Raw genomic sequence first — 20,732 nt, 5'->3', positions numbered from 1 at the left:
TTTACGGGTATCAGTAGGGCATTGGATGCGTGGCGTTGAGAGCCACAAGCGCATCCGCGAATTAGCCTGTATTTCATGGCCAGATCTCATATCACTCTAGCGGCGTTGGCTACAGCGGCAGTGCCCGGTTTTGACCCCGTTCAAGCCCAGGCTTTTTCCACCGGAATGCACGGTGACTTCTTTGCTGCCATCGTCACCGATGCGACCGGTCGTGAGCTCATTGTTCGTGTTCCTAACTCTGCCGAAGCTGAGGCTCAGCTTGGTGCAGAGAAGTATGCTCTGGAAACCATGACCGCAGGGATCCGTTCCCGCCTGAGCTTTGATGTTCCCACCCTTGTTGGCCGTGCGCCTATTGGCAAGACCTTTGGGCTTGTCTTCGAATTCCTCCACGGTCACCAGCTTTCCTTGGCAGAGTTCACCTTGGATTCAGGACTTCCCACCTCAATTGGGTCTTCAATCGCTTCTATTCACTCCCTGCCCACCCACTTCGTTTCAGATGCTGGTCTGCCTTTCTTCTCAGCACAGGACATTCAGCGTCAAACACGCGATCTCGTGTCCAAAGCTCGGGGAACCGCACTCTTGCCTGCAGCTTTATCAGCACGCTGGCAAGAAGCGGTGAATGACAACTCGTTGTGGCTCTTTGATCCGACCGTGATTCACGGTTCATTGGGTGCTGACTCATTCATCGCTGGCACAGATTCCATCTCTGGTGTTCTGGGCTGGGCGGCTCTTCGCGTGGGAGACCCCGCCTCAGACATGCACTGGATTATCAATGCACCAATTGAATCCCAAGATGCAGCCTTTGCCGCCTACGGAGATTCACGACACTCTCTGGTCGATCCCAAGCTTCGCCAGCGTGCAACGCTGTATTCCGAGCTGGAGCTTGCCCGCTGGCTGCTCCACGGCGTGGAGCAAAAGAGCCCAGAAATCGTTGATGACGCTATCGACATGCTGGACCGTCTGGTCGACAGCGTTCACCAAGAAAACACAAACTCCATCGGCACCGATACTGCACCTGTCTTGACAGTGACCGAGGTTGTTGAACTTCTGGACGAGACCCCAGGTGATGCAACAAGCCGTTACCGTGGCATGGAGCCAGTTACTGACGACCAGCGCTCTTCCAACTCACTCTCAGAGTAAATACGTTCTGGCTTAATCACGGTGTCTTCTGCAACGAAGTAGAAGGCGGCATCGATGTTCTCTGCAGGCACTCCAGACCAACGGGCATAGGCAAGTCGATAGAGCGCTAACTGGAATTGCTTCAGTTCCAGATCGGCCGCATCCTTAGGTGCTTTACCGGTCTTCCAGTCCACGATTTCAAAGCGCTGCCCCTGTGAGCCCTCAACCTCATAGATGGCATCAATCTTGCAGATGATGATGCTGTTACCCAGCGGAACATTGACTTCCAGCTCGACTGCAACCGGTTTGCGAGTTGCCCATTGACTGTGCTCGAATGTTTCTTTCAGCGCACGCAACGTTGCCTCGTCAGCTGAGACCAGAGCGTTGTCATCCATGCCATCGAGTTCGCCTGGATGTGAATCCACGAGGTCAATGTGGGTGGTCACGGCAGAACGTGCTTCCACCCAGGAATGGAATAAAGTTCCCAGCGCAGTTGCACGATAGGGGCGTTCAGGCAGTGGCCTGCGAAGACTTCTCGCAACTGCTTGGGGATCTTCAATGAAGTCCTTAAACCGTGATGCTGGAATACGTTCAGGTAGAGGAATCTCAACGTCTGAATTGGTTCTGCGTTCACGCTCTGCCAGCAGCAAATCAATCTCAGAATCCCATGGCGTTGGAGTAGAGGCGTCGGCAAGATACACAGCTTCTGCAGCCCGCAGAACAATGTCACGCCTGGAACCCAGCGGATCTAGTGGCCACATCACGGTCTCTTCAGAATCTCCGAGAGGGTTTGCCTCATTCTCGGGGGCTTCGGGCAACGGCTGGCCGAGAAGACCGGCAGCAGCGAGCTCTTGCAGGAATACTCCCGGTGAGCGTGGTGAAACCTGGCGTGCCCAAAAAGATGCCGACAATAGCAGGCTGTGCTTGGCGCGGGTAAGTGCAACATAGGCAAGTCTGCGTTGTTCATCGTCATATCGAAGACGAACTTCTTCGACGAATTCGTCGTAGTGTTGCCCCAGTTCAACCTGTGTTGTTGCAGAACGCCAGTTGAAGATCGGAAGGTGAAGGGCATCTCCTCGGAAGGGGAACGGTAATCTGCCGAACCCCAGCCAATGCTCAGCACGTGTTCTGTTTCCGGGCAGTTCGTCTTTCACCATGCGAGGAATGGCAACGACATCCCACTCGAGACCTTTAGCGCCGTGGATGGTCATGATTTGGACGGTTCCGGGCTCTGCTGGAGCTGATTGTGGACTGAGTCTCTCCCGCTTTTCTGCCTCTTTGAGCCAGCTGAGGAAACCTCCGAGCGTGGCACGATCTTCGCCATCAACATAGGCACTCAGAGGTTCCATAAAGGCTTCAAGGCTGGATAGTGCAGTGGCTGCTGATTCATTTGCAACCGCTTCAATATCGAGCAGGAGTTCCTGATTGGCAATCGTGACCAGTTCACGCAGATCAACACCCACACGGCGACGCAACCGGGCAATTTGCTCACCGGCTTCCTTGATACGTGCCAGTCCGGCAGCAGAGAGATTCTGTAGTGCTGTGTGGCCTTCAGGGGCGGAAACGACAAAGTCCACAGCGTCAACTAGTGATGCACCATCTTCTGACACAACTGAATCTTTGAGTGCCTTGCGCACTTCTGGGGCTAGTTGTTGCTGGCGGTGATCACGTTCGCTCATCCACTTCGCAATTGAACTTAGGCCCACGATGTCTTTGGGGGCAATTGCCCAGCGTGCACCGGTGAGCAGACGAACAAGTTCTGAATCCGCACTCGCATCATGAAGAACGCGGAGCGTGCAGACAAGGTCGACAATGACAGGCTCATCAAGAAGCCCGCCTAAACCGACCACGTGATAGCGCACACCATGCTCATCCAGTGCTCGTTTGAAGGGTTCTATGCCTTTGAGTGAGCGACACAACAGGGCTGATGTGGTGGTGTCGTTGACTCTCTCCATCAGCCACAGGGCAACTGCCTGTGCTTCATCGAAAATAGTTTCTGTGACACTGACGTCCAGTTCACCGAGCGGAGCACTGTCTTTGGCGTGGAGTTCGAGAACGGGTACTCGTGTCTTGGCAGTGAGGGGTTGCACCAACACATTGGCTGCCGCCAACACACTCACAGGGTTACGCCAACTGGTGGAGAGTGAGAAGTTCATGATGTTGGCTGGCCCATTACCGAATGCGGCACCAAACTGTTCAATATTGTCTGCCGACGCTCCACGCCAACCATAAATGGATTGGTGTGGGTCACCCACAGCCATTACGGGAGTCTGGGCAAAGAGCAGACTCAGTAACTGGGTTTGAACAACGGACGTGTCCTGATATTCATCCAAAAGAACAACCTTGAACTGGCTCCTGAAATCTTCCACAACGCTGTCGAAGCGTTGGCAGATTTCTAAAGCCAGAGCGACTTGGTCACTGTATTCAATCAGTCCCTGTCGACGCTTTGCTGCAGAGAATTCCATGGCCAAATCAACAAGGGCTGGCAACGTGGTGCCCACTTCCCGAGCTTTGAGCCATGCATCAACGGCCGCTGTTTTTCTACTACCTGGCGCATCCACGGGCATGGCTAAGGTGTGCTGATCAAGAGAGTGGGCAAAGGAGACGATGTCTTCAGGGTTAGCCACGTTATCGGCGATTGCACGAGAGAGGCGCAACACAGCATCGGTCACAGTGTCTAGGCCCTTATCCAGATCGGAGAGCACCTCCCCTGTGCTCTCTTTCACGATGGAACGAGCGAGCTGCCAAGCAGCTGCTTCTCCGAGCACCGTGGCATCTGGGTCGCGTCCAATCAACACCGCATACTGCGAATAAATGCGATTGGCGAATGAGTTATAGGTCGTCACGGTGGCTTGATCAAGCTCGTCCATGCCTGCAGGGGCCAGACCTTGGGCGACCAACTTGGCAATGTGCCCGCGGATACGTTCACTTAATTCACCAGCTGCCTTGCGGGTGAAGGTCATACCCAAAATCTCGTTGACGCTTACCTTGCCGTTGGCCACCAGCCACACCACACGGTTCGCCATCGTCTCGGTCTTTCCACTACCGGCACCGGCAATCACGAGAGCAGGCTCTAGCGGAGCTTGGATAATCTCTTCCTGCTCCGGGGTGGGAGCAAACTGACCTAGACGATCGGCCAACTCTCGTGCAGTGATGTTTTCACTCATGATGCTGACACCGCCGATGCCGTGTGGATGCGGAATTCGTAACGAGTGTGAGGATTTCCTTTTTCTTCCTCGATGGCGATGGGTGCGACGAATTCGTTCCCAGCCATCCCAACAGCCGCCTGTTCAATACGGTCTCGAATGCCTTGGATCTGAGCATCGTCATATGCTTCCTGAGGCATGGTCTTGTAGAGCTTGCCCTTGTTTCCATTAGTGACATAAATCAGCTTGGCCCCGCCATTTAGAGAGCCTTCAGGAACGTTCTCGAGCACCCCTTCGGTCAAGGCTAATTGGTAGCAGGCAAGCTGTGCATGTTCAGGAAGATCTTTCATGCGGGGTTCATATTTGCCGGTTTTGAGATCAACAATGACCACCTGCCCGACGGTGTCCTGTTCAATGCGGTCGATGTACCCGCGCAATGTTGCATTCCCCAACTCCAAGGTGAACCCACCTTCGGTGGCGAGAAGGGTTTTGTTCTCACTCGAGAAGTTCTCCAGGTACTGCGACACCGCATCAATCATCTTTCGCACACGCCTGCGTTCGCCCACACTGAGCCATTGCGCGTCGAAGGACAGTTCATGCCATCTCTGGTCAACAGCTTCCCAGAGTGAATCGGCATCAATCGGAGCACCATCTGCACTGGCATCTTCCATGACCTTGTGAATAATGGTGCCGATTCCTTGAGAGGAACTGGTAGTTCTGCCCACCACTGACTCGATAAACCAAGCAAGCTGATTCTTTTCCCATGTGTCGAGCTTTGATGGGGAAACGGAGACAGAATTCTCTGGAATGCTGAGGTCTACCAGTGGCTCTGTCGTGGATGGCTCACGCAGGCCATACCAATCTGTCGGCGTTGCTCCAGGAACCTGTGCAGCAGAGAGCTTGGCAAGAGCATGAGAAATCTGTGCGACCCGGGTCGATTCTTCTCCGCGGCGAAGAGCCAGAGTAAGTGCCCTGCGCAGCGAGCCCACCAAGCCCCTCAAAGTGAGAGGGTATTCACTCAATGTGGTGGCAGGTGGCACTTCTACGGCCTGTGAATGTTGTGAAACTGCGCCGTGGACTCGGCGGAGGAAGGGCGACGGCAAGGTGTCATCGTTGGCTGTTGCGCTCAGGATGACAGATTGCGTTGCGCGAGAAAGAGCCAAAGCAAACATTCTCAGTTCATCATCAAGCACGTCCTTGCGTGCTGCGACGAAATCGATGTCAACACCGACAGAATCTCCAGCGAGGTCTTGGGCGTGCAACAACGAGCCGCGTGGCCGTAGGTTAGGCCACAGGTTCTCTTGCACGCAGGCTATAGCCACCACATCAAACTCGGTACCGATGAGCGCTGAAGGAGTACACACTAAGACAGCATCTGCTTGAGCTTGCGGGGCCAAGGTATCTTCTGGGACATCAGCGTCAAGTAGCTCGGCAATAAAATCTGCAGCCGGTCGGTCAGGGAATCGTTCGACATACCTCTTTGCGGAAGTGAACAACGCCATCACACCATCAAGGTTGCGGTTAGCATCGTCTGCGACCAGTCCTGCACTGAGCGCCTCCGCACCCCACGCCTTGGCCAGTCCACTGCGTTCCCAAGCTGTCCACAAGAGTTCTTCGATGGAGTTTCCTGCAGCAATCTGAGTTCGCAGCATCTGCAGGGTCTCCACAAATCGTGCAGCACGACGGGCAGGGCCAAAATCCAAGGTGAGTAGATCAGCGGGCTGACTCAAGGCAGCCATCAGCAGTTCTTCCCCTGTGCGCACTCCCCCGTTCGCGAGTTCCTCATGACGCAGCGCAAGACGGATCCTGCGCAATTCCAACACGGTGAGACCCACCATGGGTGAGGTCAATAAGTCATTGACAACATTGGGAGTCAGTTCCATTCGTCCCATCGCAACCGCAATTGCTGCAATGAGGTCTAACGCAGCGGGGTGCTCTTTCAAGGAACGCTCAGAGAGCAAAGTTTTCGTGGGGACTTCAGCAACGGCTAGTGCCCTGGCAACCTGGGGAACAAGAGAACTCGTTCTGACCACCACGACCATGCGTGACCATGGCGTGCTGCCCAGAATGTGTTTTTCTCGGAGCTGGCGTGCAATAGCGGTGGTCTCTGCCACTTTTGACGAACGCTCCAACACCACAACCGGAGTGGTTACCTCATCGGGAACAACCGAGAGCGCTTTTCGTTGAGACCCTGCCAGCGCTGAACCCATCTCGGTAGTTTTCTGCACCGCAGCGCGAATGAGTGGGCCATGTCGGTGAATCGATTCCAGGGTGAAGCTCTGTACACAGTCACTGGGAATACCAAGCTCAACTCCGAAGCGCCCCAACATTTCTGGATGGGCTCCGCGAAAGCTTGTCGAGGTAATGTCCGGGTCTCCGAAAATGACTATGGGCACACCGCGGGCGGCAAATGCTCGCAACATACGAATTGCGCCCTGGGTAAGTTCTTGTGCGTCATCTACCAGCACAAGTTCAACAGAGGGCATGACGGCAGGATCAGCTAATGCCGTGGCACCTATGGACAAAATTTCAGAGGAATCAAAAGATTCGGTTCTGAAGCCTGCAATGACATCCCTATATTCGTTCCAGAATTCGGCCGCAGCAACCCACTCAGGATGTTCACGAGTAGCTCCTTGCAACCGTAAATCGGCAGGTGTCCAGCCCATCTCGGTACTGCGTGCAATGAGATCACGTAATTCGCTTCGGAAAGCTCGTCGTTGCCGAACTTCGGGGACTAGTGGGTCTGGCCATGAAGGCCCCGTGCCATCTTCGATGTGCCCGAGGAGTAATTCAGCAATGATGCTGTCTTGCTCACTACCGGTGAGCATCCGAGGAGCTGCTTGACCTGTAGAAAGTGCATGTTCCTGGGCAAGTGCAAAGGCGAGAGATCCAGGTGTTCGAGCCAGTGCACCATTAGTGGCAATACCCAGGCGTAACCCTAAGGAGTTCCTCAGGCGAGAGGCAGCAACACGGTTGGGACTGAGCACCACGATGTTGTCAGGGTTAGTACCTGCCGTGACCCTCGCCGCAACGAGTTCGAGGAGAACTCTCGTTTTACCCGTGCCTGGAGAGCCAATGACTGCTGCAGAAAAATGTGTAGGGAGAGCCAGTAACTGTGCCTGAATCTCATCTGCAACAAAAGGGCGTGCACCAACACTTTCACGTGCGATGAACCCCGTTTTTGCCACACTCCTAAGCTACTGCGAACCACGGACACTCCCGCGGAAACAAGCCGGAGTTGGCCAGCTACGAATTAGTCCCGTGCGTGCAGTTGTGCGTGCTTGTCCCACTCGCGCATCAAGTGTTCGATGGCTTCATGGAAACGCTTGGTGGGAACACCGGGAGTGATGTCACCGAAATAGTGCTTGCACCACTTTGCTAAACGTTCTTGGGCCTGTGGATCATGCTCGATGGAATCGATCTGAGCAACAATGTTTCCTGCCTTGTCGGCATCGAGCCACTCGCAATCGCTGAGGTAACCACCCTCATCAATCTCAGCTTCAGGATTGACCGGGCGGGTAATGATCAGTGGCTTACCCGCTGCCAAACGGTCATAAACCATGGCAGAAATGTCCACAATGGCCATATCTGCCACCGACAGTTGCCAACCGAGTTCAGCACCTTCATCCACGACGTGTTTGGCAGAAGGGTCATGCGCATTCGCTCGACGCAGCAGGGATTTGATTTGGTCATTTGCCTGACCGTATTCAAAGTCCACTGCGCCACTTCGAGGGTGGGGGCGGTAAATCACGCGGTGCTTACCGGTGGCAATGAGTGCCTCCACCAGAGCTAGACCGTGCGTCTCGACAGAACCGTAGGCAGCAGCCGGGCGGTCACCCTCCCAGGTAGGGGCATAGAGCACAACTTCACGACCATCAGGTTCAAAAGGAACGGTTCCGCTGTAGTAATCAGCCTGGGGGCGTCCAATAGGAATCGCACGCTTATCAAAGTCGTAATCCCACAGCACGCGCTGAAGTCGTTCTCGAGCAGCATCACCAGCAATCAGGCTGTAGTCATATGCCTTGAACTGGTTGGTGGTCATATACATCTTGTCGGATTCACCGTGGTTGATGAAGACATGGAAACGGCTGCCGTAACGGAACATCTGGAAGTTACGTGCGTTCTGATTCACATAGAGAATGACGTGCAAGTCCTGATCTGCGATGAACTCTTCCAAATCCACAACCGTGCGGACATACGCCACGGGAACTGGTGACTCGTCCAACAGCGCCAGAGCACCCAAGGTATTACGACTGAGAATGACAACAGGCCAGGTCTTTGACAGTTCCTCCAGCGGCTTGTACCACTGGCGAACCTGGTAGAGGTTTACTTCGCCATCAGCAAAGTAAACGCCGACCTTAAAGTTGTGATCTGGAAGAGGGTTTGCCTCAAGCTTGCGAGCTAGTTCTTTTCGACGAAGACGACCTTTGAGAGCGTTGGACAGCAGAGTCGTTGCTGACCGTGCATCTTGAATCAAACCCATAGTTTTAGCCTAACTTGCTTCAGAAAGAGCGCCTGATGGCACTAGATGATGGGGAAACGTCCCGCCAGTGTCATGCGCCACACCGTGAGCCATCTCATCCCCACGCGCCCACCGGGGTTTGTGCGCCATCCTTCAATCCACCCCGAAAACCAGGAACCCAGACCCTTTCCCCCAGATCTAACCGAGCGAACAAGTTGAACCCCCGTCCACGTGAACACATAGAAGGGAATCAGAATTCGAGGAAGGTTTCGCTTGGCTAACCACACACGATTACGGGCATTGAGTCGGTAATAGGTTGCATGCCGTGTAGGAGAAGTCACAGGATGGTGAACAACCATGTCACCGGCATACCACACGGTCTTTCCTGCGTTCCACACCCGCCAAGCCAGCTCGATGCCCTCGTGGGCATAGAAGTAGGGGTCTCCCCAGCCACCAATGTCATCGAATACTCTGCGGGGCATCAACACGGCAGCTTCAAGCACAGAGAAAACATAACTAGAGTCTGTGGCACTACCTTTTCGAAGGCGCGGAATCCACCTTCGTGGGGTTTGCTTACCCGTTGGATCAGTAATGCGAGGCTGAATCAACCCCAGCGAGGAATCGGCTTGTAATTTTGATATCCCCTCGGTGAGAAAGAGTGGATCTGCCAACTCCGCATCATCATCGAGGAAGAAAACATAGTCACCTTGCACGAGTTGTGCTCCGGCATTGCGACCAGCAGGTATGCCGAGATTCTCCGAAAGATGTAGTCCACGAACTCCTCCGGGAAGGAATTCAGGACGCCAGCCATTTCCCACCACAACGATGTCGAGTGAGACAAGCTGCTGCGCAAGAACACTCTTGACCGCTCGTGAAAGATCTTCTGGACGTTGCCCCATTGTGAGCACCACGACGCCAACGCGGGGCCTGACACCAAATTGTGTGGGACTAAGCAACTCGGACACGAGAGCTCGTCATGATGGCAACAAAGTGACCGATGATGGCAAGAATCGACAGCGGGAGCAAGATCGCAACCAAGATCTGGCTGACCACGAGCTGACCAATCACAATGCCCACAAGCATGGCCAGAAAAGCAATAATTGTCAGCTCAACCGAGTGGTAAATCCGGTGGAAGGGCACAAATCGTGCCATGCGGCGAAGCGTGGCAACCATGCCAGGTCGAGGTGCGTTTGCACCCTTCGCATCTGCAAGCTTTGGCAGGTCAGACATGGCACGTGCCACACGAACCAAGTCATTGAGCACCTTGTTCAAGATGATGACAATGGCCAGGAATGCGCCAAGAGCTACCCACATCCAGTTGATGGGTCGTGAGTTATCAGCAAAGCCCGCTGCGCGAAGACCGAGGGCAATAGGGATGAGGGCTTCGGTTGTGTAGTGACCTACTGCATCGAGGAAGTGCCCAGCCGGGCTCTTCGTTTTGCGCCAACGCGCAACCTCGCCATCACAGCAGTCGATCAACATCTGCAGCTGCCCCAGAAGCAACGCAAGAATTGGTCCCCAGATACCGGGGATCAGTAGTGCTAACGCAGTGGCCCAGCCGGTCAGAATCATCAGCGCGGTCACACCATTAGCCGAGATAGGTGTCTTGAGAAGAACCCAGGTGACATAGGGAGAGAGATCACGTAAATACAGGTGAGCGACCCAGTGCTCTGCATTGGCACGGGTACGAACCTCGGGAGGCTGTGTTACTTCACGCAACTGAGCAAGAGAGGTGGGTTTGTCCACGTTCTACCTTCCGCTCTTGCCAGCAATATTGGTGCTGAGTCTGGTGTAACTCATGATGAAACCTACACCCCAGGCGAAATGAATACAGGGAAGGACCAGTGGAAACCACCCGAGTCCCTTGAGACCCATGCCCCGGCCATACACCGCAGTGGAGACCACCACGAAGGCAACATAGACCGCTGGGATAACCCAGCCCAGAGTGAAGCCCAGTAGTCCAGACACGATACCCAACGCGGTAGCCAGCACCATCACCGGTGGAATGAAGTAGCGCAATCCACTGCCAAAACGGCGTGAAAGCTCTCCTCGCCATAAACCGGTGGAATACATCTGCTTGACCAGAGCTTTCACCGAGGTCCGAGGCCGATAGACCACCTTGAGTTTGGGAGTAAACCAGACCAGTCCCCCGGCATCGCGGATGCGACGGTTGAGTTCCCAGTCTTGACCACGACGAATCTCTTCGTTGAACATGCCGACGGTGAGCAGACTTTCGCGGTTGAAAACACCTAGATAAACAGTGTCTACTGGACCTTCTTTACCGCCGACGTGGAATGGTGTTCCGCCGAGCCCCACCTTCGTGTCATATGCCCTGGCAACAGCACGTTCAAAGGGAGTGGTTCCCTGGGCATCCATGATGCCGCCGACATTGTCCGCTTGGGTTCGCAGCAACGTTTCGACAGCGATGCTGGCGTAGTCACGAGGAAGAACCGAGTGTGCATCCACTCTAATGACGATCGGATAGCTCGAGGCCTTGATGGCGAGGTTCATTCCCACAGGCGTAGCGGCAGCGGGGTTATCAACCGAGTGGATTCGGGGATCCTCTGCACACATCTGTGCAACGAGCTCATTGGTGCCATCCGTACTTGGCCCTAGGGCGAGGGTGACCTCCATAGGGCCGGCATAGTCCTGCTCCAACAAACTCGCGACAGCTGCACGAATATGGGTAACTTCATTGAGCACAGGCATCACATATGAAACACCGGGAAGCGGTGTTGCAGGGATGGGCGCTGAGCCAAGAGCAGACATGAGGTCCTTGAGTAGAAGGCCGAGTTCTAGGTTACCAAGAGCTGGCCTTTTACCCTGGTTAGCTGATGCCCTCCGTGTTACTTGAGTGTGCCGAGCTGAACCTTGATGGTCTGTTGCTTTCCGTCGCGGTTGACCACCACGGTTGCTTCAGATCCACCTGCTGCGGTGCGCACCAACGCAGTGAGGTCATTAGCGTCTGTGACACGAACCCCATTGAACTGGGTCACGATGTCACCTGCCTTGATGCCTGCGTTTGCTGCTGCTCCGCCATCAACGGCCTTTTCGATGTAGGCGCCCACGGCGGTGCTGCCGTCCTTGGTTGCCGCATCTGAGACTTGAGCTCCGAGCAGACCGTGTGAAGCCTTCTGGTTTTCAATCAATTCTGTAGAGACGCGCTTTGCCAGGTTCGAGGGAAGGGCGAATCCCACACCAATGCTTCCAGACTGTCCAGAAGAGGATCCAGCGCTCGCAATAGCGACGTTGATACCAATCAACCGTCCCTTGGAATCCAGCAGTGCACCACCGGAGTTTCCAGGGTTAATGGCGGCATCTGTCTGAATGACAGGAATAGAGATAGAAGCACTCTGGGTTTGAGCCTGAGACTGGCCCTGGCCAAAGTCGAAGTTGAAGGGGTTGGAGCTGTCGCCACTACCCGAGTCAGAACTAGATGAGTCTGGAACTGCAGAGCTGGCCACCTGAATGGAACGATTCAATGCAGAAACGATTCCGGTGGTCACGGTTCCTGCCAAACCAAGGGGTGCACCCATGGCAATGGTGAGGTCACCCACGTTGAGTTTGCTTGAGTCAGCCCATTCAATGGGGGTGAAGGTTCCTGTTCCTTCAATCTTGAGTACTGCCATGTCCACCGTCGGGTCAGTTCCCACGATGGAGGCAGGGTAAATGTTGCCGTCGTTGTCCTGCACGGTGATCTTGGCATCACTAGATGCGCCATCCAGTGTTGCCACGTGGTTGTTGGTGAGGACATAGCCCTCTTTGTTCAAGATCACTCCTGAACCAGTCCCAGAACCATCAGTGCCGGTCACAGAGATGGTGACAACACTTGGTGAGGCTTTGGCGGCAACGGCTGTGACAGTTGAGACCTCGTCGGTGTCGTTAATGGTGATGCCCTGAACTGCACTAGAAGCTGAGTTACTGGAGTTTTGAGCACCCATGACTGCGACAACACCGGCCCCTGCAATACCGCCTACAAGGGCAGCAACAACGGCAACAGCAACGAGTGGGGCAACCTTGCTCTGGTTACGTTCACGAATAGCAGTTGGTCCAACGAAGGTTTCTGGCACTACCTGCTCCGCAGCAGGGGGTGCTGCAGGTGGTGGAGTTTCTCCACCCACGGGAGGGAAGTAATACTCAGGGATACCTTTGTCGTTGTTCTCAACCATTCGAGAAGCTCCTTTCAAGCACTCTTAGCTTTCCTGATGAATCTGTGTGGAAGCTATGACCAAGCTGAGTGTTATCTGAGTGTTTCTTGAGCAGATTCAGGTTGGTTGCTGTGCCACTTCAGGCTAACGCGACTTCATCCCCAAATAGTGTTGACGCTCCTGAGGTTCCATCTGTTCAATGGCATATCTGAGCATGGTTCGAGGCATCACCGAGGCATGAGAATCCAAGAAGGAGCGCAAAACACCACGATCACGGCGCCCCACTTCCCTCAGCATCCATCCAGTTGCCTTGTGAATGAGGTCGTGAGTATCGGTCAACAACTTTTCACACAGAGTCATTGTTGGCTCGTAGATGTCCATTCGGATCAAAGCAAACGTCAACATCACAGCTGTGCGCCGCTGCCACAAGTTCTCAGAAGACGACCACGAATCAAGCAGCTGTGCCGAGTCTGGAACATGAACAAGATATGACCCCACATAGGGAGCCGAAGAGTCGACCAAATCCCAGTTATTCACTCGGCCAGAAGAGACAAGCTCTAACAACAGGTTGAATAACTCACCCTGTTGCACCACATTCTTTAAACGTTTGAACTGCTCTGCCAAGATCTGAACAGCACACAGTCTCACTTCATGAATCTCGGACTGCGCTAGTTCATAGATTTCATCCGGCGACAGGTCTTTGTATTTCTTGCCCACAGAACGAGTGACGGGCACCCGAATGCCAATGAAGATGTCACCCTCGCCATACTCGCCCGGCCCAGTTTTGAAATAGCGCTGAGAATGTTCCGCAATTGCAGGATTTGCCACACCCTGAAGTTCGGCAATCAATTCACTCACTCTGGCGCTGGACACACCACCACGATAGCGCTGAAGTTAGGGACAGCTCCTCGTCACACCAACTTGAGAACAATCACGGGCGGCAAGCACGGTATCAGCACCTTGAACAATAACCACGGTTGTGGTTGCCGCACTGGATACTTCTCCGTCAACAGGAAGCCATGCTCCCCCACCCACTCGATATTCAACGCCGTAGCGAACATAAACAGAGGTAGTGAAAGAACCCAATGAACCATAAACATGACTAGTAGCAGTTGGTGAGAATTCACGTAACCCCTGAACATCCCACCTGGAACCAGCAACACTGGTGGTTTGGGTGGCGCCATCACCGTAGCTCCAGTCATATGCGTGAGGAGTAAAACGAACCTCAGCACTATTTCCCATCAAGGATCCCGAAACCACGTGGGTTGAAGCCCCGGCAATGAAGTTAGTGTTCAGATTGACCACTGTCCAGCCACGAGGCTGAGAAGTGAGAGTGGCCTGTTGAGGAACAAAGTTAGCCAGATCTGCCAACGTAATAGGGGCGTAGTAGACGGGTACTGCTGCAGGAGCTGGAGTACTACGACAACTCGCAATAGTTGCTTTCCTAGCCAAGCAGTTGAAAGTAACTGTTCCGGATGGATAGTAAGTCTGAGGTTGTGATGACCTAGTTCCCGTGCTTCTGCCAGCAGGCACCACCGCACTACTTGAACCACCAGGAGTAGTAGACCTCGCCCAGACATCTACAGAGTTGTTGGAGGTTTGGGCGCCGGTACAACCACCAAATACAGATGCTCCCCCTTGACAGCTATTCGAAGCGCCCAAGGAAGACATCGGAAAGGAAACTATTGAAGCGAGGACAAGGCCTATGAGCAGAAGTTTGTGCCAGACCATACGTCACTCGTTTGAAGAATCAAAACACCGGAATCTTCCGACCAGGTTAATTCCAAAGGAAGAATGTTTGGTCGATCTACCGGCGTTCGATCTGTATTCGCACTATCTACAACACGGATGTTGGAGACATCTAGACAAACATAATTAGTAAGTGTGTTTGAGTTTCGATTTTGCAATTCGAAGTGATTGAAAGTTGAGCTACCTACCGCTTTTAACCCATTTGAGGCAGCAGTTGAATACGTATCTAGTTGGCTTTTATACAACCCTGCAGAGATCAACCCCTTCAACCGCTCAGGGTTAGCTCCGCCATCACGGGCTATCTGGTCCGATACTTCCAAGTAGTTGGCATAGGCAGCTTGAGCTGCTGCGAGCGCTTCTTCATCTGTTGCGAAGAGTGGCTTTTCAGTTGCTGCTTGTGTTGTCTGTGGTTTCGGAGTTGCCTGTGTCGAACAGGCAGCCAGAGCAACAGCAACTATGGGAATAAGGAATAACGGTTTCACGCGCATGTGTGGAAACCTACTGAACTTCTTGGGTTTGCCTCAGAAGTTATCCACACAGGGTTAAATGACGAACGGGAGAGCCCGAAGGCCCTCCCGCTCGTGCGAGTGTTGTGCGACTAGCCGCCGAAGGCTGCAGTCAGAGGTGCTGATACGAAGTAGAGCACGAATCCAGCTGCAACAATCCACAGTACTGGGTGGATTTCCTTCGCCTTACCAGCGAATGCGCGGACGATAACCCAGGTGATGAACCCGATACCGATACCGTTTGCAATCGAGTAGGTGAAAGGCATGATGATGATCGTCAGGAAGGCGGGGAACGAAACGCTCCAGTCCTTCCAATCGATGTCAACAACCTGAGCCATCATAAGCGCACCCACGATTACCAGTGCCGATGCGCCAACCTCGATAGGCACTACTGAGGTCAGTGGTGCAAAGAACATGGCGATCAGGAACAGCACACCGGTAACAACGTTTGCTAGACCGGTACGTGCACCACCTGCGATACCCGAAGCGGACTCGATGTAGACGGTGTTGGAAGAGGTCGAGGTGAAACCACCAACAACAGCACCAGCACCTTCAACAACCAGTGCGGACTTCAGACGTGGGAAGTTACCGTCCTTGTCAGCAAGACCAGCCTGCTTGGAAAGACCGGTCATGGTGCCCATTGCGTCGAAGAAGTTCGAGAACACGAGGGTGAACACGAGCATGATTGCAGCGAGTGCACCGATGCGCTCGAAGGAACCGAAGAGGTTCACCTGACCGATGGTGGAGAAGTCAGGAACAGCAAACACGCTGGTGGGGAGACCAGGAATGGTGGTGTCCCAACCGAATGGGGTAACGAACTCGCCCTTGACGAACTTACCGCCGACCTGGAAGATCGCTTCTGCGATGATCGCGATAACGGTGGTCGAGATCAGACCAATCAGGATTGCTGCACGAACGCGCAGTGCCATCAGAACAGCAATGGTGAGAACACCAATGATGAAGATGGTGGTGGGAAGACCAATGCCGTGAGAGGTACCAACACCGAGTCCAACGGGAACTGGTCCTTCGTCGGTGCGACGAACAAGACCACCGTCAACCAGACCGATGAATGCGATAAACAGACCAATACCCACGGTGATGGCGGTCTTCAGCGCTGCAGGAACAGCGGTGAAGATCATGGTGCGAAGACCGGTGACAGCCAGAATCAGGATGATAATACCGTCGATGACAACGAGGCCCATGGCCTCCTGCCAGGTGACGTCCTTGACCAGGGTTACCGCGAGGAATGAGTTGATACCCAGACCAGCAGCGATAGCGAAGGGAAGGCGAGCAACCAGACCGAACGCGATGGTCATCAGACCTGCAGCCAGTGCAGTTGCCGAAGCAATTGCCTGAGGAGCGAACTGGAAGGCGTCAGCTGAACCGCCGCCGATAACGTTGCCGTTAACGTCGGGGCTGAATGCCAAGATGATGGGGTTCAGGATGATGATGTAAACCATCGTCATGAAGATGACGAGACCGCCACGGAACTCCGTACCAATGGTGGATCCACGCTTGGTGATTTCGAAGTAGCGATCGAGTGTTGCTGAGAAGCCCGACTTGGGCTTTTCGGTGGTCGAGGACGACAAACCGTTCTCCTTTTTGAGTAGGGATGAGGGAACTACAGGTTCCAGAATAACCTGCCTGTGAGTTTGCCTAGAGTTTTTCGCCGGAAAGTCTTAACCACTACTTGAAGTGAATTTCTGAGTATGTGACCACCAGATGTGGTGTTTAACTTCCTGACATAGCATTGAACTATGAGTAGGAACATCCCGACTAACGGCATCACCCTGGAAAGCCAGGGCATAACCCTGGCGGATCAACTTCCCTCTCGCGCTACTCGCTCTCACGTGCTAGTCGATGGATATCAGCTCGCCACCATCACGATTGAGCCTGTGGGTGAACACGTCGGCACTGCCTTGCTTGTTCCTGGATACACCAGCTCAGCAGACACCTTCAACATGTTGCTCCAGCCCCTTTCCGAACGAGGTTACAAAGTCGTTTCCTTTTCACAACGTGGCCAGTGCCTCTCTGAAGGCCCCGACAGTGTCGACGGCTATGCACTCTCCCGCCTTGGCCAAGACATTCACGAACTCATTGACACACTGGGCTTGGGAACGGACATTCATATACTTGGCCACAGTTTCGGCGGCGTGGTCTCCATTGAGGCAGTCCTTCAAGACCACTCCCCTTTCGCCAGTTTGACCATGTGGAACTCAGGGCCAGAGAACATGGGTGGAGATCTTCACGAGCAACGTGATGGCTTGCTCGAACACGGGCCCCGTGCTTACTTCGTTGGGAACCAACTTGCTCTGGGTAAAGACCCCGAGGCGGACATCAAGGGTGAGCTCAACGTGATTGAGCAGTACTACTACGACCGCCTGATGAGCACGAACCCTGCCCAGCTTGAAGCAGGCATCAACATTTTGATCAATCAAGAGAACCGCACGCTTGAGCTTTCACGAACCGACATTCCTGTTCTGGTTTCTCACGGCGCTAATGACGATGCGTGGCCTATCCCCATGCAACGCGAAATGGCAGAGCAACTTGGTGGGGATTACTGGGTACTTGCGAATGCAGGACACTCAGCACATGCTGATCGCACCCATGCCTCAGCTCAGTTGTTGGCAACCTTCTGGGACGAGCACTAATACCTAGGCCAGCTGGTGAATAACAAAGCTGGCCAAGAAGCCCAGAGTCGCGAGTAAGCCGGTGTAGTTGTGAGCTTTGCGGAAAGCATCAGGAATCATGGTGTCGCAAATCATGGCCAGCATGGCCCCTGCTGCCAGAGAGGTGATGAAGCCTGTCAGCTCAACCGGGGCATCAGCCAAGATGGTGAAACCTAGGAGGCTCGAGATGGCGGCAGCCAAAGCAATTCCGCCCCACAGCACAAACACAAAGCGAGGCTTCTTTCCAGCAGCTTTCAGCTCTGCCGTGCTGGAGAGGCCCTCAGGCAAGTTCGAGATGATGACCGCCGTGAGAATGGGAACACTCACTCCGTGACCTGCCAGCATGGACAAACCCAGCACCATGGACTCTGGAACACCGTCGAGCAGTGCTCCAACGGCAATACCTGTTCCTGTACCGGGACCCTCTGCAGATCCTCTGCGGTTACGTGCATCGCAAGCATCCAAAAGGATATTCACGCCCACATACACAACAGCGCCGACAGCAAAACCTGACACCGTTGGCCACATGCCAGACTCTTCGACGGCTTCGCCAACTAGGTCAAAAGCCAATGCGGAAATCAAGACACCTGCACCAAATGCCATGATGCTGGCAACCACCCGCGGTGGAACATTAACGAACCAGGCAATCAGTGCGCCCACCAGGAGTGCACCACCAGCAAGCAGACCTGCGCCTGCTGCGGTGAGCCACTCGTTCATATGTTCAGGCTATGCGTACTGGGTCGAGATTGCACGAGTAAGAATGTGAACCAGAGCATCGAGCTGGATGGAATCCTGCGAGCCAGCTTCGAGCTCTTCGCCCTCAAGTGCTCGGGCAGCAAGACCACGCTTACTGTCGATCAGTTCAGCAATCTTCGCGTCAATAGTCTGAGCAGCAATGATGCGCCATGCAGTAACCGGCATCTCCTGACCAATACGGTGAACGCGGTCAATGGCCTGAGTCTGCTCAGCAGAGGTCCAGGACAGTTCCGCTAGAACAACGTTGGAGGAGGCCTGCAGGTTCAATCCAACACCAGCAGCGGTGAGTGAACAGACAGCAACCTGGACGGATTCATCCTTGTTGAAGGCGTCAATAGCCTCCTGACGCGCTGCAGTGCTCTGATCACCACGGATGGAGACAGACTTGATGCCTTGCGCGGCAAATGCTCGCTCTGCCGTGTCCATCACATCGATGTGCTTAGCAAAGAAGACAACCTTGCCCACGGAACGTGCCAATTGTGCTGCATAGTCAGAGGCAAGACCTGCCTTGGCCTGACCGATCTTGCGCACCATAGTGAAGACGTTGTCGCCGGTCTTCTGACCCTTAGATTCATCCAGTTCTTGCTGGGCAACCATGCGGATGAGTTCAGCACTGGAACCTCGGAAGTTTCCAGAAACGGTGAGGCGGTTGTAACGATCCAGCAGGCGCTTGGCCAGTTCAGCCTCGGCAGCCTTAATGGAGTTGCCCAGTTCGTCATCGAGTTCAACCGGCAGATCCACCACGCGCTTGGCAGGAAGGTCCTTGGCCACGTCAATCTTGCGGCGACGAACAATACCCATTGACACCACGGTGTCACGGGCAGAGGCATAGAAACCCTGATCGGCAGGAGTCAAACCAGTTGCCTCCAGCTTGGCTGTCAGCTCGGCAGAAGGCTTGTCGCCATCAATCCAGCCCAAGAACATCCAGATAGCGCGGAAGTCATCAATGTCATTGATCAGCGGTGTACCCGTCAATGCAATACGCAGCGGGTTGTGACCAGGGGTGCGTGTAACAATTCGGTCAGCCAAAGCCAACACGTGCTTCGAACGCTGCGAAGTGAGGTTCTTGATGAAGTGAGCCTCATCAACCACCATTCCTTTAAAGCCCATCTGACCAATCCACGACAGGTGGCGATCGAGAACTTCGTAGTTCACGATGAAGACATCGGCAAAGGCATCCACGTCAGTACCGTCACCGTGGATAACGGTTGCCTTGCGGCCAGGAATCCAGCGCTCCACTTCGCGTGCCCAGTTCATCTTCACCACGTTAGGAACGATGGCGATCAGCGGGAAGGCGTTAGCCACCGAAGCAGCAATCAGAGACTGCGCAGTCTTACCCAAACCAGGTTCATCGGCAAGTAAGAAGGTGCGGTGTCCTTCGCGCACACTTTCAATGAAGCGAATCTGGTGTGGCATCAGCTCGCGGCCCTGAGGTGAGTAGCGATCAAACTTGGGCACTGCTGGCATCGGCATACATGCCGAGCCACCACCAGCACCTGTTTCAAAAGACTTGAACAGGGGGCCAAGTAATTCCCAGTTAGATAGACGCATAACCGGAATGGAACCGGTGGCAGGCTTGGAGAAGTCTGGCTCTAAGAAGGGACTGGACTTTAGTCGTGCCTTAACAGACAAGGGAAGCACCTGCTTTTCAGCAAGTTCTGGAGCAAACTCCTGCACAGGCTTGGCCTGCTCGGTGGTGATGATGAGGTCTTCAGGGTTGATTTCAGCGCCTGATTCCACCAACCAGTCACGGCGCATCTTCTGCGCAACAGGTGAGGTGGCGTGGTCAACCTCGAGCAATTGAATCAGTGAAGTGTCGCGGGCAGCAGTTTTAGCCAAGATGGTGGCAACACCATCGAGGCGCTTGAGCTGCTCTGCACGTGAGGCATCGGTGAGAGACGCATCACCTTTGACACGTGCACGCTCTTCACGCACCAGGAAGGCGATCACCTGGAACTTAGTGCGGTTGGTGGGGCCAACCTTCTTGCCTGTTTGTGCTTTTGCTTCCACCTCGCGCACCTTGCGGGCGAGGATAGGAATGAGCCCCGAGTTATCGAGGGTGTTACGACGAGTGCCGGTACGGGCCACTTCTGGTCTCCATGACTAAATGAAACGATGGCATCATTCACAAGCACAAGCTTGTGTAATGCCCCAAACTGCACCGTGCCTCAGATAGG

The 20,732-nt window shown here is 54.1% G+C and carries 15 protein-coding genes; 2 read left to right on the top strand and 13 right to left on the bottom strand.

What is annotated here, in order from left to right:
- Nucleotides 1-75: 75 nt before the first annotated feature.
- The gene (locus tag M2120_RS00310) at nt 76-1,140 is read left to right on the top strand and encodes a phosphotransferase (RefSeq protein WP_280796749.1); all 1,065 of its coding nucleotides are present in this window, start codon (nt 76-78) and stop codon (nt 1,138-1,140) included.
- On the opposite strand, the gene M2120_RS00305 is transcribed toward M2120_RS00310, so the two are convergent.
- The 11 genes from M2120_RS00305 to M2120_RS00255 all read right to left on the bottom strand — a co-directional run bounded on the left by M2120_RS00305 (nt 1,080) and on the right by M2120_RS00255 (nt 16,719).
- Nucleotides 1,080-4,286 carry a UvrD/REP family DEAD/DEAH box helicase gene (locus M2120_RS00305; protein ID WP_280796748.1) on the bottom strand — a complete coding sequence of 1,069 codons (3,207 nt, stop codon included), beginning with the start codon at nt 4,284-4,286 and terminating at the stop codon, nt 1,080-1,082. The two genes, M2120_RS00310 and M2120_RS00305, sit on opposite strands and share 61 nt — an antisense overlap.
- A complete protein-coding gene (locus M2120_RS00300) occupies nt 4,283-7,453 on the bottom strand; it encodes an ATP-dependent DNA helicase (protein WP_280796747.1) in 3,171 nt (1,056 codons plus the stop codon). The genes M2120_RS00305 and M2120_RS00300 overlap by 4 nt, the downstream gene beginning before the upstream one ends.
- A gap of 65 nt (nt 7,454-7,518) precedes the next feature.
- Nucleotides 7,519-8,748 (bottom strand): CDP-glycerol glycerophosphotransferase family protein, encoded by a 1,230-nt coding sequence (locus M2120_RS00295; RefSeq protein WP_280796746.1) that lies wholly within the window; start codon nt 8,746-8,748, stop codon nt 7,519-7,521.
- Between the two features lie 41 nt (nt 8,749-8,789).
- Nucleotides 8,790-9,626: a glycosyltransferase family 2 protein gene (locus M2120_RS00290; RefSeq protein WP_432418520.1), complete on the bottom strand. Its 837-nt coding sequence runs from the start codon at nt 9,624-9,626 to the stop codon at nt 8,790-8,792.
- 49 nt (nt 9,627-9,675) lie between these two features.
- On the bottom strand, nt 9,676-10,473 hold the full coding sequence (locus tag M2120_RS00285; RefSeq protein ID WP_280796745.1) for a CDP-alcohol phosphatidyltransferase family protein: 798 nt from the start codon (nt 10,471-10,473) through the stop codon (nt 9,676-9,678).
- Nucleotides 10,474-10,476: 3 nt separating this feature from the next.
- Nucleotides 10,477-11,496: a glycosyltransferase family 2 protein gene (locus tag M2120_RS00280; protein WP_280796744.1), complete on the bottom strand. Its 1,020-nt coding sequence runs from the start codon at nt 11,494-11,496 to the stop codon at nt 10,477-10,479.
- A 77-nt stretch (nt 11,497-11,573) separates the two neighbouring features.
- A complete protein-coding gene (locus M2120_RS00275; protein ID WP_280796743.1) occupies nt 11,574-12,896 on the bottom strand; it encodes a S1C family serine protease in 1,323 nt (440 codons plus the stop codon).
- A gap of 123 nt (nt 12,897-13,019) precedes the next feature.
- Entirely contained in the window at nt 13,020-13,748 is a 729-nt protein-coding gene (locus M2120_RS00270; RefSeq protein ID WP_280796742.1) for a DNA alkylation repair protein, read from the bottom strand.
- 21 nt (nt 13,749-13,769) lie between these two features.
- Complete coding sequence (locus M2120_RS00265; protein ID WP_280796741.1) at nt 13,770-14,327, bottom strand: hypothetical protein; 558 nt, start codon at nt 14,325-14,327, stop codon at nt 13,770-13,772.
- 251 nt (nt 14,328-14,578) lie between these two features.
- Entirely contained in the window at nt 14,579-15,112 is a 534-nt protein-coding gene (locus tag M2120_RS00260; RefSeq protein ID WP_280796740.1) for a hypothetical protein, read from the bottom strand.
- Nucleotides 15,113-15,222: 110 nt separating this feature from the next.
- Nucleotides 15,223-16,719 carry an NCS2 family permease gene (locus M2120_RS00255; protein WP_280796739.1) on the bottom strand — a complete coding sequence of 499 codons (1,497 nt, stop codon included), beginning with the start codon at nt 16,717-16,719 and terminating at the stop codon, nt 15,223-15,225.
- 168 nt (nt 16,720-16,887) lie between these two features.
- On the opposite strand from M2120_RS00255, the gene M2120_RS00250 reads away from it, so the two are divergent.
- Nucleotides 16,888-17,781, top strand: a complete 894-nt coding sequence (locus tag M2120_RS00250) for an alpha/beta fold hydrolase (protein WP_280796738.1) — start codon at nt 16,888-16,890, stop codon at nt 17,779-17,781.
- A 3-nt stretch (nt 17,782-17,784) separates the two neighbouring features.
- Here M2120_RS00250 and M2120_RS00245 read toward each other — a convergent pair whose 3' ends face one another.
- Both M2120_RS00245 and M2120_RS00240 read right to left on the bottom strand, forming a co-directional pair.
- A complete protein-coding gene (locus tag M2120_RS00245) occupies nt 17,785-18,516 on the bottom strand; it encodes a ZIP family metal transporter (protein WP_280796737.1) in 732 nt (243 codons plus the stop codon).
- Nucleotides 18,517-18,525: 9 nt separating this feature from the next.
- Nucleotides 18,526-20,643: a DEAD/DEAH box helicase gene (locus M2120_RS00240; protein WP_280796736.1), complete on the bottom strand. Its 2,118-nt coding sequence runs from the start codon at nt 20,641-20,643 to the stop codon at nt 18,526-18,528.
- Nucleotides 20,644-20,732 lie beyond the last annotated feature (89 nt).

This window comes from Aurantimicrobium minutum, from assembly GCF_029893825.1.
Classification (GTDB): domain Bacteria; phylum Actinomycetota; class Actinomycetes; order Actinomycetales; family Microbacteriaceae; genus Aurantimicrobium; species Aurantimicrobium minutum_C.
This window is presented reverse-complemented; position numbering and strand designations above follow the sequence as displayed.